General features: G+C 34.7%; 15 protein-coding genes. 8 read left to right on the top strand and 7 right to left on the bottom strand.

What is annotated here, in order from left to right; all coding sequences use genetic code 11:
- Positions 1 to 73: 73 nt before the first annotated feature.
- The 3 genes from AACZ49_RS17265 to AACZ49_RS17255 all read right to left on the bottom strand — a co-directional run bounded on the left by AACZ49_RS17265 (position 74) and on the right by AACZ49_RS17255 (position 4,262).
- Positions 74 to 601: an inorganic diphosphatase gene (locus AACZ49_RS17265; protein ID WP_339657353.1), complete on the bottom strand. Its 528-nt coding sequence runs from the start codon at positions 599 to 601 to the stop codon at positions 74 to 76.
- Positions 602 to 674: 73 nt separating this feature from the next.
- Positions 675 to 3,176 carry a DUF5686 family protein gene (locus tag AACZ49_RS17260; RefSeq protein WP_339657352.1) on the bottom strand — a complete coding sequence of 834 codons (2,502 nt, stop codon included), beginning with the start codon at positions 3,174 to 3,176 and terminating at the stop codon, positions 675 to 677.
- Positions 3,177 to 3,284: 108 nt separating this feature from the next.
- Complete coding sequence (locus AACZ49_RS17255; RefSeq protein WP_339657351.1) at positions 3,285 to 4,262, bottom strand: pyruvate dehydrogenase complex E1 component subunit beta; 978 nt, start codon at positions 4,260 to 4,262, stop codon at positions 3,285 to 3,287.
- A gap of 172 nt (positions 4,263 to 4,434) precedes the next feature.
- Between AACZ49_RS17255 and AACZ49_RS17250 the strand changes: the two genes are divergently transcribed.
- From AACZ49_RS17250 to AACZ49_RS17225, 6 genes are all read left to right on the top strand, one after another.
- Positions 4,435 to 5,175 carry an electron transfer flavoprotein subunit beta/FixA family protein gene (locus AACZ49_RS17250; RefSeq protein ID WP_339657349.1) on the top strand — a complete coding sequence of 247 codons (741 nt, stop codon included), beginning with the start codon at positions 4,435 to 4,437 and terminating at the stop codon, positions 5,173 to 5,175.
- Positions 5,176 to 5,213: 38 nt separating this feature from the next.
- The gene (locus tag AACZ49_RS17245) at positions 5,214 to 6,182 is read left to right on the top strand and encodes an electron transfer flavoprotein subunit alpha/FixB family protein (protein WP_339657347.1); all 969 of its coding nucleotides are present in this window, start codon (positions 5,214 to 5,216) and stop codon (positions 6,180 to 6,182) included.
- Between the two features lie 86 nt (positions 6,183 to 6,268).
- On the top strand, positions 6,269 to 6,898 hold the full coding sequence (locus AACZ49_RS17240; RefSeq protein ID WP_335633169.1) for a bifunctional nuclease family protein: 630 nt from the start codon (positions 6,269 to 6,271) through the stop codon (positions 6,896 to 6,898).
- Positions 6,899 to 6,915: 17 nt separating this feature from the next.
- Positions 6,916 to 8,382, top strand: coding sequence for a nucleoside transporter C-terminal domain-containing protein (locus AACZ49_RS17235; protein ID WP_339657339.1), 1,467 nt, complete (start codon positions 6,916 to 6,918; stop codon positions 8,380 to 8,382).
- 133 nt (positions 8,383 to 8,515) lie between these two features.
- Positions 8,516 to 9,340, top strand: a complete 825-nt coding sequence (locus tag AACZ49_RS17230) for a thymidylate synthase (RefSeq protein ID WP_339657337.1) — start codon at positions 8,516 to 8,518, stop codon at positions 9,338 to 9,340.
- Between the two features lie 51 nt (positions 9,341 to 9,391).
- Positions 9,392 to 10,162, top strand: coding sequence for an energy transducer TonB (locus AACZ49_RS17225; RefSeq protein WP_339657335.1), 771 nt, complete (start codon positions 9,392 to 9,394; stop codon positions 10,160 to 10,162).
- Between the two features lie 134 nt (positions 10,163 to 10,296).
- On the opposite strand, the gene AACZ49_RS17220 is transcribed toward AACZ49_RS17225, so the two are convergent.
- The gene (locus AACZ49_RS17220; RefSeq protein ID WP_339657334.1) at positions 10,297 to 10,593 is read right to left on the bottom strand and encodes an isoamylase early set domain-containing protein; all 297 of its coding nucleotides are present in this window, start codon (positions 10,591 to 10,593) and stop codon (positions 10,297 to 10,299) included.
- A 149-nt stretch (positions 10,594 to 10,742) separates the two neighbouring features.
- A complete protein-coding gene (locus AACZ49_RS17215; RefSeq protein WP_339657333.1) occupies positions 10,743 to 11,828 on the bottom strand; it encodes an aminotransferase class V-fold PLP-dependent enzyme in 1,086 nt (361 codons plus the stop codon).
- A gap of 55 nt (positions 11,829 to 11,883) precedes the next feature.
- Here AACZ49_RS17215 and AACZ49_RS17210 point away from each other — a divergent pair, with 55 nt between their 5' ends.
- Both AACZ49_RS17210 and AACZ49_RS17205 read left to right on the top strand, forming a co-directional pair.
- Positions 11,884 to 12,273, top strand: coding sequence for a 2TM domain-containing protein (locus AACZ49_RS17210; RefSeq protein ID WP_339657370.1), 390 nt, complete (start codon positions 11,884 to 11,886; stop codon positions 12,271 to 12,273).
- Positions 12,270 to 12,785: a dihydrofolate reductase gene (locus AACZ49_RS17205; protein ID WP_339657332.1), complete on the top strand. Its 516-nt coding sequence runs from the start codon at positions 12,270 to 12,272 to the stop codon at positions 12,783 to 12,785. Before AACZ49_RS17210 ends, AACZ49_RS17205 begins: the two co-directional genes overlap by 4 nt.
- On the opposite strand, the gene murI is transcribed toward AACZ49_RS17205, so the two are convergent.
- On the bottom strand, positions 12,772 to 13,560 hold the full coding sequence (murI, locus tag AACZ49_RS17200) for a glutamate racemase (protein WP_339657331.1): 789 nt from the start codon (positions 13,558 to 13,560) through the stop codon (positions 12,772 to 12,774). The two genes, AACZ49_RS17205 and murI, sit on opposite strands and share 14 nt — an antisense overlap.
- A gap of 1 nt (position 13,561) precedes the next feature.
- Positions 13,562 to 15,235 (bottom strand): alkaline phosphatase PafA, encoded by a 1,674-nt coding sequence (gene pafA, locus AACZ49_RS17195; protein WP_339657330.1) that lies wholly within the window; start codon positions 15,233 to 15,235, stop codon positions 13,562 to 13,564.
- Positions 15,236 to 15,266 lie beyond the last annotated feature (31 nt).

Below are 15,266 nucleotides of genomic sequence, written 5' to 3'. Positions count from 1 at the left end.
TAGTAAATTAGAATAGAATAAAAAAAAGCCACTTTTTAATACAAAAAGTGGCTTTATTATGTATTTAAACCAATTAAATCACAAAAGTACGTTTTGCTTTATGCTCACTTTCATTATATCTCTTTACACATTCTTGGTATATTTCTATTGCTTCTTTTGCATCACCCCAACCGCCAGTATCTACTTTTTTCTCTTCTAAATCTTTATAAACCTGAAAGAAATGTTCAATTTCTTTTAATCTATGTGGATTTAAATCGCTGATATCATTGTTATTGCTCCATATTGGATCAGAAACAGGCACACAGATAATTTTTTCATCTGGTCCTTTTTCATCGGTCATATGAAACACACCGATTGGCTTAACCTCCATTACCGTCATTGGGTAGGTTGGTTCCGTTCCCATTACCAAAACATCCAGTGGATCCTTATCTAAGGCCAATGTTTCTGGAACAAACCCATAATCACCAGGGTACATCATGGAAGAAAAAAGCATACGATCAAATCGTATTTTATGTAATGCAAAATCGTATTCGTATTTATTTCTACTTCCTTTCGGAATCTCTATTAACACATCAAAGGTCAATATTTTAACTTCTGCCATATTTTAAGTTGTTTAATTTATAGTTGACTATGAAAACGGTACTTCTTTGTTATAATTGCAAAAAATAAATGAATTAAAAGACAAATCCAAATGTACCGGTCACTCCGAATGGCCTTGCTTTAGGATTATCTAAATAATTACCCCTAAAATTAAAATCCACTCTAAGGATCTTGAAAATATTACCTATACCGAAGGAATATTCATAATATATCTTTTCTGATGGCGCCCGCAACGGTGTATTTGCAGTCGCTGGCGCACTTAATGCTTTATTGGCATCAGACAAATCGCCCCATACACCACGAATCGCCACAATCTCCCTAAGATTATATTTTCTAAGGAATGGTATTCTAGAGAAAAATCGTCCATTAAAATTATGCTGCAAATGAACCGCAGCATAGGTATCGGTTACAAATTCGTAAAAATCTAAATTTGGAAACGTCCCGTAATTTGAGAAAAAAGTTTGATTCCCTGGCACTACACTTAAAAGCCCCAAAGGAACTTCTCCAAAGGTTTTTCCAAGCTCAACAGTACTTAACAACCTACCTAACCCACCTAACTGCCATGGCTGACTATATGAAAATTGCAACTTATTATAGTCAAAATCACTATCAAGTACACCTTTAGTCCCTTTGGTATAGTTCAGTAATATGGTACTGTAGGTATCATTAACATCACGGCGTTCAACACCATAACCAATGGTCTTCTTACCTGGGGTATACAGAATGAGCGCATTGAAATCGAATTGTCGTATTTCTGACGAAACCCCTGTTAGCGACTCTGGATCTACATAATCCAAACTAAAATCATTTGGTAAAGCAGAACTCAATATTCTAAAGGTACCCCCTGCTGAAAACTTAAAATTAGTTAATGGTTCAATTTCAAAATTTAGAGCACTAAGGTTAATGTTTGTCAATCTATTATTAGCGCCAACCGTTAATAATGATGATGAAGCAATACTTCGGCCCAAAACATCATTTGTCGCCGTTAAACTAACACCAAGCTGCTCAATATCCCTCCTGTTTCCTCCTGATACGATTAACCTACTATTTCTATCTACTAAAAATTTACCTGCAAGACCATGCTTAAATTTATGATCTTTAAATCCGTATGCCGTATAACCTTCAATTCGCCAAGGGTCATTTTGACCATAATATGTTCTCGCCCCAACTCTTACCCGAGCACCTTCAGCACTATTGTAACCAAAAAAATCATAGACCGAACCTAAATCAAGGTTCCACTTATCCATTTCAACATAGCCAGACCCTAATATGCTTACTAAGTTATAATATGATTTAAATTTAGGTACCGTCTTTAACGTATCTAACAATTTGTAAATTCCTTTTTCATCTTTATTTAAGGTTTCTAGTCTATTTTTTTCCCAAAACGCATCATCCTTTAATATTTGGTTAACATCTAAAGGATTACGTTCTTTTCTATAAGCCTCCCTTGGTTTAGGTTTATTAAAATCATAATTATCATAAACCGTAGTTCGTTTACCATACAAACCTCTAGACTCCTCTTTTTTATTAAAACTAAAATCACTTAACATATAATCTCGCTTCAACAGAAATATCGAATCATTCAAAACTTCAAAATCTTGTTCTATATAGATTTCCTTTACCCAGTTTATATTTGCGCTCTTGGTTACCTGTAGATTTATATTTTTTATGGCGTATGTGGAATCATTCACCCAAAAATCCCCTTTAAAAGTCAGTTCGTTTTTACGTCGAGGGTAGTATACTATATTATAACACCACTTATTATCTATAAATGCGCTATCGCGCAATGCATAATTATAAGTGTCGACACCGGTTCTTGACAAAGGACTGGTAAAACTTTTGTCGAAAAATTTTAGGTAATTATTATAAACATCATACTCTTGATACAAATCCTTTACAAAGGCAATAATGGCTTGGTTATTTTCAAAACCTGAGTTCTTGTTTCCTAAAATATCTTCCTTTTCCTCATTTAGTTTATTATCACCGTATACTTTAGAAAATGTTTCATTTAAAAAAATAGGCAAATAGGTTTTTCCCGTAATTCTAGAAGTGTCCAAATCTTGAAATACAAATTCAAGCCCTTTAAATATCTTACTTTTTATTAAAGAACTATCTATTGTATTTAAATCAAATTCAACTTTTTCATATTTATCAAAGGCATATTGGCTGAATTGCCGAACCCCGTTTTGCCTTTTCTTTGCCCAAATTTTACGAAGAATATCTACAGCAGGGTTATTCTTTTTAGATTGTTTACCTGCTATTAACACCACCTCGTTTAGCTGCTCGGCCGACTCGGTAAGTATAATTTTCAAATCATACATTACCTTAGAAGTAAGTTCTAGCTCATATTCCGTATATCCTATAAATGATATGATTGCTGTGGTAAAATCGTTTTCAGATTCTAAATAAAACCTACCATCATCATTGGTAATCGTACCCTCGGTAGAATTCTTAAATAAAACATTGGCAAACGACACTGGTTCGCCTTGTTCGTCTATTACAATTCCCCCTACTTTGGTCTGAGCGTGAGTTATAAAAAAACAAAAACTGACTATTAAAAAGAATATATCTTTCATCAAAAATTTTGGATGTCTTGCATTTTTTTCAAATCAAATTATCTATCAATAAAAAAAGCTTCTCCAGACTTGGTCGGAGAAGCTAAGATACTTTTACAAAATTGTATTTTACTTATATAAAACTTTTTTAACAGCAGCAACGACATCTTTATAATTCGGCAACCACTCTTCCAACAAAACTGGTGAATAGGGTGCCGGAGTATCAGCTGTGTTAATTTTAACAACAGGAGCATCTAAATAATCGAACGCATGTGCTTGAACATGATATGTAATTTCAGTGGCAACATTTCCAAATGGCCATGCTTCTTCTAAAATCACCAAACGATTTGTCTTTTTCACAGATTTTAGAACAGCCTCATAATCTAATGGCTTAACGGTACGTAAATCTATAATTTCACAGCTAATACCATCCTTTTCTAATTCATCGGCAGCTTTATCAGCTTCTTTAATAATCTTACCAAAAGAAACTATAGTAACATCCTTACCTTCGCGACGAATATCAGCGACACCTAAAGGAATGGTATACTCACCCTCTGGAACTTCGCCCTTATCACCATACATTTGCTCTGACTCCATGAAAATAACCGGGTCATTATCGCGAATAGCAGCTTTTAACAATCCTTTTGCATCTGCCGGGTTAGATGGCACTACCACTTTTAAACCAGGACAGTTGGCATACCAACTCTCAAAAGCTTGTGAATGAGTTGCCGCTAATTGACCTGCAGAAGCCGTTGGCCCTCTAAACACTATAGGACAAGGAAACTGTCCACCAGACATTTGTCTAATTTTAGCTGCATTGTTTATAATCTGATCTATACCTACCAACGCAAAGTTGAAGGTCATGAATTCAATAATCGGTCTATTCCCTGTCATGGTAGAACCCACACCTATGCCCGCAAAACCAAGTTCTGAAATTGGGGTATCTATGACCCTCTTTGGACCAAATTCATCCAACATACCCTTGGAAGCTTTATAGGCACCGTTATATTCTGCTACCTCTTCACCCATCAAATAGATAGACTCGTCCCTTCTCATTTCTTCGGACATCGCCTCGGCTATCGCTTCTCTAAATTGTAGTGTTTTCATCTATCGAAAATATTAATCTTTGTTATATGCTAGAAAGCAAGCAAAAATAGGAAATATAATGTCAATTAATAGAACGCCGTATTTAAAAAAAGTTATAAAATTTATTATGCATGCATAATAAATTTAGAATTAAATAGTTATCTTCGTCGTCATTGAATTAAAGTTTTTACACATGAAGATATTAGTTTGTATAAGTAATGTACCAGATACCACCTCTAAAATAAATTTCACAGATGGCGATACTAAATTCGACACCAATGGCGTGCAATTTGTAATTAACCCAAATGATGAATTCGGATTGACAAGAGCAATGTGGTTTAAAGAAAAACAAGGAGCTACGGTACATATTGCAACCGTAGGCGGCCCAAGTGCTGAACCTACCATGCGTAAAGCATTAGCTATCGGTGCAGATGAGGCATTTAGAATAAATGATGAACCTACCGATGGTTTTTATGTTGCGCAACAATTAGCCGAAGTTGTTAAAAACGGAGGTTATGATTTAGTGATTGGTGGTAGAGAATCTATTGATTATAATGGCGGTATGGTGCCTGGCATTTTGGCTTCATTATCTAACATGAATTTCATAAACTCTTGCATCAACTTAGAAATTGATGGTGATCATGTTACCGCCATAAGAGAAATTGATGGTGGTAAAGAGAAATTAAGCACCACATTACCTCTAGTTGTTGGCGGACAAAAAGGTTTAGTGGAAGAAAGTGATTTACGCATACCGAATATGCGCGGCATTATGATGGCTAGAAAGAAAACATTGAGTGTTTTAGAACCTGTAGATGGTATTAATGCAACTGAAGACAAAAAATTCGACAAACCAGCAGCGAAAGGCCAGGTTAAACTTGCCGACAATGTGGACCAATTGATTGATTTACTACATAATGAGGCTAAAGTCATTTAATATCCAAAAATTCGGGAACTAATTAAAAAGAAAGAGAAATGTCAGTTTTAGTATATACAGAATCAGAAAAAGGAAAGTTTAAAAAGAATGCACTTGAAGTTGCCTCTTACGCAACAGCCGTTGCTAAAATGTTGGGAACCACTGTTACCGCAGTTGCCTTTAACAACACCGAAAATGAATTGCTAGGTGATTATGGTGTTTCTAAAGTTTTAAATATTAAAGATGAATCTTTGGTAACATTTAACGCGAGCGCTTTTGCGGCATGTATTGTGCAAGCTGTTAAAAGCACAGACTCCAAAGTTGTTATTCTTAGCTCTAGCACCGATACAAAATATTTAGCACCTCTTTTAGCTGCTAAATTATCTGCCGGTTACGCACCTAACGTGGTTCAAACCCCTGAAAGCACTTCTCCTGTAATGGTTAAAAGAACCGCATTCAGTAATAAAGGATTTGCACACACTCAAATAAATACTGATATTAAAATTATCGGTGTATCCAATAATGCATTTGGCGCGCATGAGAGCAAGACAGATATTACAGTAGAAGAAGTTAGTGCTACTTCAGATGAAAATACGAACAACACCAAATCAGTAGAGATCGACAAAGTTGTAGGTAAAGCTACAATTGCAGATGCCGATATTGTAGTATCCGCAGGAAGAGGATTGAAAGGTCCAGAAAATTGGGGAATGATTGAAGAACTTGCCAATATACTTGGTGCTGCCACAGCATGCTCTAAGCCAGTATCTGACCTTGGCTGGAGACCTCATGGCGAACATGTTGGTCAAACAGGAAAGCCCGTTGCAAGTAATCTTTATATCGCTATTGGTATTTCTGGAGCAATTCAGCATTTGGCAGGAGTTAGCGCCTCAAAAACAAAAGTTGTTATCAATAATGACCCCGAAGCACCTTTTTTTAAGGCTGCCGATTACGGAATTGTTGGTGATGCCTTTGAAGTAGTTCCACAATTGATTGAAAAATTAAAGGTTTTTAAAGCTCAAAACGGCTAATTTTTTGTTATTTTGTGCCCCTTAAAGGGCTGTTCAAATAGTTGGAGCCCCAAGTATTTTGAACAGCCTTTTTTAGTTAAAGATATATGAGCCTAGTACGTTTAAAAATAAAAGGTATTTCCTATAGCCAAACTCAAAATGGTGCCTATGCACTGATTCTGAATGAGGTAGAAGGTGATAGAAAATTACCAATAGTTATTGGTGCTTTCGAAGCACAGTCTATTGCGATCGCTTTAGAAAAAGAAATTAAGCCGCCAAGACCTTTAACACATGACCTTTTTAAGAATTTTTCAGATAGGTTCGATATTGTCATCAAACAAGTTATTATTCACAAATTAGTGGATGGCGTTTTTTATTCTAGCATCATTTGTGAAAGAGACGGTATCGAAGAAATTATAGATGCAAGAACTAGTGATGCAATCGCATTGGCTTTACGTTTTAATGCTCCGATCTTCACTTATAAGACTATATTGGATAAAGCTGGGATTTTTCTAAAATTCTCCTCAAAAGACAAAGAGAAAAAAGATAGCGATGATAGCATAATGGTCGATGAAATTCTACAAGAAGGTGAAACTATAGAAATAGAATCTGGAGCTTCCGACGGTTACACAGAACTAACGATAGATGAACTTGAGGCAGAATTAAAAAAGGCAGTCGCCAATGAAGACTACGAAAAGGCGGCGAAATTGAGAGATGAAATCTCTAAACGCAACTAAGTACTAAATTACAGTTTATGAAAAAGGGCAAATGGTTGCTATTTTTTGCATTAATATTATCCAATTTTATCCTTGCCCAAGAAATAGAAGTATCCACGATTATAGGGAATACGGTGGAAACCACCTTGCCGCAAAACCCCGACGGTTTTGACATGCCACCCACAATAGTTGCAAACCAAGGCTTTTCGACCCTTAGTTTAGGCAGAGGCATACTCGGTATGCTAGTTTTACTTTTCATTGCCTATTTATTTAGTTCTAATCGAAAAGCAATTAATTGGAAAACAGTAGGTATTGGTATCGCGATTCAACTTGCCTTAGCCATCGGTATTTTAAAAGTCCCATTTATTAGAGGGATCTTTACAGTTTTAGGAAAATTGTTCAATGAAATTTTAAACTTTACAGTTGCCGGAAGTCAATTTTTATTGGGCAACCTTATGAATTTAGACAATCCTAATATTGGGTATATTTTCGCTTTTCAAATTTTACCTACCATTATATTTTTCTCTGCCTTAACCTCAGTATTATTTTATTTAGGCGCAATACAAAAAGTGGTAAAAGGATTAGCATGGTTACTTACAAAATCTTTGGGCATTTCTGGACCAGAAAGTCTTTCTGTAGCTGGGAATATATTTTTAGGCCAAACCGAAGCTCCATTGATGATTAAAGCCTATTTGGAAAAAATGACACGTTCCGAAATTCTTTTGGTCATGATTGGTGGTATGGCTACAGTAGCTGGAGGAGTACTTGCTGCCTATATTGGTTTTTTAGGCGGTAATGACGAAGCACTAAGACTTGAATTTGCTCGTCACTTAATTGCGGCCTCAGTAATGGCTGCCCCTGGTGCAATTGTAGTATCAAAAATGTTATGCCCACAAACTGAAACGGTAGACACCAATATTCAAATTTCAACCGAAAAAATAGGCACCAATCTACTAGATGCCATTGCGAACGGAACTACGGAAGGTTTAAAATTAGCTGTGAACGTTGGCGCCATGTTATTGGTCTTTGTGGCCTTTATTGCCATGTTAAACGGTATTTTTGGTTTCTTGGGCGAAATTACCGACTTAAACAAATTTATTGCTAATCATTCTTCTTTTGACAAACTTTCTCTTGAAGCAATTCTAGGGATAATTTTCGCGCCTTTAATGTGGCTAATAGGTGTCGCCAATGAAGATATTGCTTTAATGGGCCAGTTATTAGGTATTAAATTAGCCTCAAGTGAGTTTGTGGCCTATACGCAATTGGCTTCTCTAAAAGATTTAAGCAGCGCTCCTCATTTAGGGTTTCAAAAATCAATTATTATGGCCACTTATATGTTATGTGGCTTTGCTAACTTTGCTTCTATAGGCATACAAATAGGGGGCATTGGCTCACTTGCCCCAAGGCAACGTAAAACACTTTCTGAATTTGGAATGAAAGCTGTTTTAGGAGGCTCTCTTGCTTCGTTACTTTCCACTACTATTGCAGGTATGATTTTAGGATAGCTAATTATTTCAATTGAATTTTAGTTAATAAATTCTTTATAACCCTCACTGCAATTTCTGTTCAAAACCCATGTAAATAGTATTTTTGTAATTCGCCAATAACTTGTTTTGGCGCTTACATAATACGATTTATATGAAACAATACCACGACCTTTTAAAACATGTTCTTAAAGAAGGTAACCAAAAAGGCGACCGAACAGGAACGGGAACTAAAAGTGTATTTGGTTATCAAATGCGATTCGATTTAAGTGAAGGTTTCCCAATGGTTACTACCAAGAAATTGCATTTAAAATCCATTATATATGAATTGTTGTGGTTCTTAAAAGGTGATACTAACGTAGAATACCTACAAGAGAATGGTGTACGAATCTGGAATGAATGGGCTGATGAAAATGGTAATCTTGGGCCCGTATATGGTCACCAATGGCGTAATTGGAACGATGATGAAATTGACCAAATAAAAGAGGTAGTTCATTCTTTGAAGACCAACCCAAACAGCAGAAGAATGTTGGTTTCTGCTTGGAACCCCAGTGTTTTACCGGATACCTCAAAATCTTTTTCAGAAAATGTAGCGAATGGAAAAGCAGCCCTACCTCCTTGCCATGCCTTTTTTCAATTCTATGTTTCGGACGGAAAACTCTCTTGTCAATTGTATCAAAGAAGTGCAGATATTTTCTTAGGGGTACCTTTTAACATTGCATCTTATGCCTTATTTACTATGATGATGGCACAAGTGTGCGGACTTGAAGCGGGTGATTTCATACACACTTTTGGAGATGCCCATATCTACAACAATCATATGGAGCAGGTTGAACTTCAATTGAGTAGAGAACCTAGGTCTTTGCCTAAAATGCAAATAAACCCTAATGTAAAAGATATTTTCGATTTCAAGTTCGAAGATTTTACTTTGGTTGACTATAATCCGCATCCGCACATTAAAGGAAAAGTTGCAATCTAACTTATGAGCATTAAAACACTTCACTTTTTTATAGTTTGTATTTTGACATCTATGAATTGTTTATCGCAAAACAATTCTGTTTATTTTCCTCAGGAGGAAATAATTATAGCTGAATGTGCAAACACAATAGATAAAAATGAATGCTTAAATATTAAAATAGAGAAAGAAGTATTTCATGTTCTAGAAGATTTAGCAAAAAAAAGAGATAACGAAATTGATACCTTAAAAACAAATATCACTTTTCAATTAAATGATTTAAATCAGATTGATAAGGAAAGATTTTTTTCTTCTATCAATGACAAAAAACTTACCAAAAAATTTCACAAAGATTTAAAGAACAGGATTTTAGACCTTAACATTATAAGAGTTGACAATATCAAACCAACTAAATACAGCATAATATACCACTTCAACTACCATTATTTACAAAACAATCAACTTAATAAGATATTATTAGATAGTAGTATGGCTTTTAAAGGTGGAGTAATCGAGGAAGTGCCTTTATTTCCTAACCAACAAAGAATTGACAACAATTCAGATAGTAAAACATTTAATTCTCTGATGCAAGAGCATATTGGCTATCACTTTAATTACCCACAAGAAGCCTTAAAAAAAGGCCTTCAAGGCAGGGTAAGTATAATTTTCGTTATTGATGAAAATGGAGATAAGACCAACCTAAGAACTAAAGGCCCTTCCCCTTTATTAGAGAATGAGGCCATACGCATAATTTCTTTGCTACCAAATTTTCAACCAGGACTTCAAAATGGTATTCCCACAAGAGTTCCATATTCTATTCCAATTACATTTAAATTGCAATGGTAGCAGTTTTTAAGCACATTCTAAAGCTTAGCGAAAATTTATACTTCCCTATCCGATAAAAAAGAATAATTATAGAAACACAAAGGCGCACTACTCAAAGTAATACGCCTTTTATGTTTTGTGATATCGATGTTCTACTACAATTCTAAAACAGCGTTTTCAGAACCAGCATAATCATTCCACTGATAACGATCAGCTTCAGTCTCGTTTACAAAGTTACCATCCACTAAGTATTTGAACTCAAAAGAATTTTCTTTAGGAAGGTCTAAAGTTCCTTTAAAAGTTCCGTTTTTTAATTTTTTCAATGTACTAGCTTTTGGGCTCCAGTTATTAAAGTCACCGACTACGGAAACTTTTTTTGCTTCTTCTGCAGGTACCGTAAAAGTTACCTTACATACAGGTTTTGTTTTTAAATATTGTTTTGCAATTGCCATGATGTTAATTTTAAAAATTCATTTCAAAATTACCACAATAAAATACTCATTACCAACACTTAAGCCATTATTGTGAATTTGACAAAAAACAAAGTCTTTTTAACTCAGTTCATGAATTTTATCCTGCTAAAATTATTTTTAATGAAGAGCTATCTACTTGCTTTTAAGATTTTTACAATTGCATCTATATCTTCTACCCTATTATATAAATGAAAACTTAGACGCACACCATGACCTCTTTGCACACAATATATATCATTCTCCAAAAGATGCTTAAAAGTAGCTTCATTAGCACTTATATTGAATATTGTACTATGCTTACCTCTTGAGTTAAATTTATCATGGAGAAGTCCTAATTGTTGAAAATCAGTTTTTGCCTTTTCAGAAAGTTTTTGATTATGTGCGGTGATTTTATCTATCCCAATTTTAGTAAAGTAATCCAGTGAAAATTTTAAACTTCCAAAAGTTAAGGATGACAAATGCCCTGGTTCAAATAATTTAGCAAACCGTATTGTATTCTTTTTATCAAAATCACCATTTGCAGCATTAAAACCAATATTATTAATAGAAATCTCTTCTTTAACACGATCAGAAAAAAGCATAAAACCATTCCCATATCCGGCCAACAACCATTTATAAGCACTCGCTCCTAACACATCGATACCTGAGTTATCAAAATCAAATTGCATACTACCACAAAACTGAGTACCATCGGCAATAATCAATAGATCTGGAAATTTAATTTTCAGTTGCTTTAAGAATTCTAAATCTATAGAAAAACCATCTAACCATTGTACCAAACTTAAAGCTAGTACATCTATATGTTCCTTCTCAATAACTTCTTGAATGCGGTCTTCTAAATCACAAACCATTTTCAAGTAACGAATATTAAAACCTCGGTTCTCGAAACTCCAATTTAATGAAGGATAATCACCTTCGATCAGCAATATTTTTTTCTTAGGATTCAATCCTTCCAATAGCACATTAAGCCCAGTTGAAAAGTTATTGACCAACGCTACATTTTCACGCTTGCAATGAAAAAACTCCCCAACTGTTTTACGCGTGTCTGAAATAACTTTTAAAGATTTTTCTCGCATTTGACTGCCATGAATCAAAAAATCAAGATCATGTTCTTGCCTCCAATCTAATAATGATTCATACATTAACCCATATACTGCAGTATTGGCATAAATACCATTTCGTAAAACCGGAAATTCCTTTCTTATTTTTTCCATATTATTTTTGGTAAAATACATTTCCTGTATCTTTGGTCCAAAGATAGGAAGAGCTATGTTTTCCAAAAATAAAAATACCTCCAAATTAGATTTAGAGCAGCATGAACTTGTAGAAAATGCTCAAAAAAGGATTTCACAAAAAAAACACCTATACACTCATTTTGTAGTTTTTTTAATAGGCAGTATATTCTTGATTCTAATCAATAAGATTTTAAAATACGGGCAAGAATATAATTGGTTCATTTGGGCCATTACCTTCTGGGCTTTTCTTTTTGCTCTTCACATTTTCAATGTTTTTATCACTAATAAATTTATGGGTAAAGATTGGGAACGTTCTCAACGTGAAAAATTAGTGCAAAAGCAAAAACAACGTATTATCGAAATGGAGAAAGAAATCGAAACATCCAAGATGATTGAAACTGATACTAAAAAAAAACTGCTTTGAAGACGCTTATAATGATTGCCGCTGCAGCAGAAAACAATGCTTTAGGCAAAGACAATGATTTACTATGGCATTTGCCAGATGATTTTAAACGATTCAAGAAATTAACTTCTGGACATAAAATCATAATGGGCAGAAAAACCTTTGAAAGTTTCCCTAAACCACTCCCGAACAGAACCCATATAATAATTACCCGAGACAAAAATTACACCGTTCTTTTTGAAGACTGTATTGTCGTTCATTCATTAGATGCTGCGATTGCATTAGTTAATAATGAAACTGCATTTATAATCGGTGGTGGGGAAATTTATAAATTGGCTGAAGAACAATCAGACAAAATTGAACTTACTCGAGTACATGCTAACTTTGACAATGCCGACACTTTTTTTCCTGAAATTGATGAAGATTACTGGATGATGACGAAACAAGAATTTCACCCAACAGATGATCGACACAAATTTTCATTTACCTATATCACCTACGAAAGAAAAAACAATTCCCTTAAAAATCTTTAAAAGAAACGGTTAAGTTTAATTTACTGGAAGGCAATACATTAGATAATACTTTTTCGTTTTTATTAGTAAAGAATTGATGTGATCCCCATTCAGAAGAATTAGATAACAAATCTAATCTCTCTAAAACCGATTTAGTTTGTCGAGCAACCGCTTGGCCTGAATCAATTATGGTAACATTTTCTGGAAGCATTTTTTTTAATATCGGAATCAAATAAGGGTAATGTGTGCAACCCAATACCAAATAATCCATCCCCTTTTCAAGCATTGGTAAAATATAGCCTTCTAAAAGTGTATATAATTCATGACTTTGCAATTTTCCTTGTTCAATCAATTCAACCAAACCAGTTCCTCGTTGTTCTAATACTGTAATACCGGCTGCATGGTTCTTTGTGGTACTGTGAAACAAACTACTTGATAAAGTTCCTTTTGTTGCAAGTACTCCTACTATTTTTGACTTTGAGTTTATAGCAGCGGGTTTTATAGCTGGTTCAATACCTATAAATGGTACTTTATAATTCTCACGCAGATAATTGATCGCATTAGTTGTCGCCGTATTACAGGCAACTACAATAAGCTTACATTTAAGATCCAATAAAAATTCTGTATTCTTAATACTCAGTTCTAAAATTCGTTCCTGAGATTTCTCGCCATATGGAGCATTCCTACTATCGGCCAAATAAATAAAATCTTCATGAGGTAAAAGCTCTTGAAGTTCACCCCAAATGGATGTTCCTCCAATACCAGAATCAAAAATACCTATCGGCCTAACATCCATTTTATTCTAATACGGCTGTTATAGGTTTACCATTAGCACCACTTGGAAAAGAAATTCCCAAAAGGGCGGATAATGTAGGGGCAATATCTGGTATTTCAGTTCGGTTAACCGTTGACCCAGGTTTTATCCCTTTTCCATAAAATAATAATGGGGCATGAGTATCATAAATTTGTGGTGAACCATGTGTTGAACCAGTAGTGCCGTATGAAATAAATCCTGGTTTTAAAACTACTAAAACATCGCCTGATCTTTTCTGATTGTACCCATTCTGTAAAATGTAAGGGATACCAGTAGTGTATTCATTGTTCCACATCTGATTTGCTGTATACACCTTATCTATACTATCATATCCTAAAAATTCTTGAGCGATTTCCGCTTCAACCTCTGCTAAGTTAAGATCAAGATTCATTACTATTTTATGGTCTAAAAATATTTGATCGTTAGAATAGTTTTTTACAATATCTTCTGTACCATAAGTGTATTTCAAAAATTCTGCAAGCCTTTTTTTATTGGATGCTTTATCTATATAACCAGCAGGTATTTTTTGATCTTTTAAATAAGCAGGAACTTCAATAGCTGCGTGATCCGCCGTCAAGAACAATGTGTATTCGCCCTTACCAACATTCTTATCCAATGCTTTAAATAATCTTGCTAAATCTTCATCCAATCTCAAATATGTATCCTGAATTTCTTTAGAGTTAACCCCATACATATGACCTACGTAATCGGTGCTTGAAAAACTTACCGCTAAAAAATCGGTAATATCATCCTTACCCAAACCTTCTTGTTGTAAGGCCTCTATTGCAAAATCAGTAGTTAGAGAATTTCCAAATGGCGTTCCTTTTATAATATCAAAATCTTGAGTTTTACTTAAAAGTGCAGTTGTGCTATGCGGAAAAGTAGGTGACGTTTCCCCCTCAAACAAACCTTCATATACATTATCATCTGGTCCACTCTCCTTATATTCCTTAATATCTTTTAGTGTATTCCATGCTCTTTTATAAGATTGGGCCGTACCAGACGAATTAAAATCTAACACCCATCTTGGAAGTTGTTCCATATAATATGAACTAGTAATCCATTTACCCTCATTTGCTCCATGAAACCAATACGCAGCATTGGCCGTATGCCCACCAGGTAAAACAGCTCCTCTATCTTTTAAAGCAATGGCTATTGTTTTTCCTCGCATTTGATTATTTAATCTTAATTCATCTGTAATTGTTGTAACAATCATTCTATGAGGGGACATTTGACCCGCATTCGATGTTGTACCTACAGATGTAAAGGAATCATCAGACGCGCAATACACATCGGCATCCAATTCTTTATCATACCAATTATTACCAATAATCCCGTGAATAGAAGGGGTTGCTCCGGTATAAACCGATGTATGTCCAGGTCCCGTACTTGTTGGCGCATAATTAAAATGATTGTTCTTACAATTGAAACCTTCCTCAACCAATCTTTTAAAACCATCATTTCCAAAATGATCATAAAAACGCGTCAAATAATCATAACGCATTTGATCCACCACAATACCTACTACTAATTTAGGCTTAAACCTTAACTGCTCATCATAATCATTTTCTTTGCTCCTATTTTGCGCTGATAAATCTGCAGCAATAAGAAGTGTCCCAAAAAACAATATCACAATAAAATAAAATCTCATTTTCATACCTATCCATTTGAAGTGTAAAAGTAAATAA

It is taken from the genome of uncultured Maribacter sp., from assembly GCF_963975365.1.
Classification (GTDB): Bacteria; Bacteroidota; Bacteroidia; order Flavobacteriales; family Flavobacteriaceae; genus Maribacter.
The sequence above is the reverse complement of the archived record's forward strand: the minus strand, read 5'-3'. Positions and strand labels throughout refer to the sequence as shown.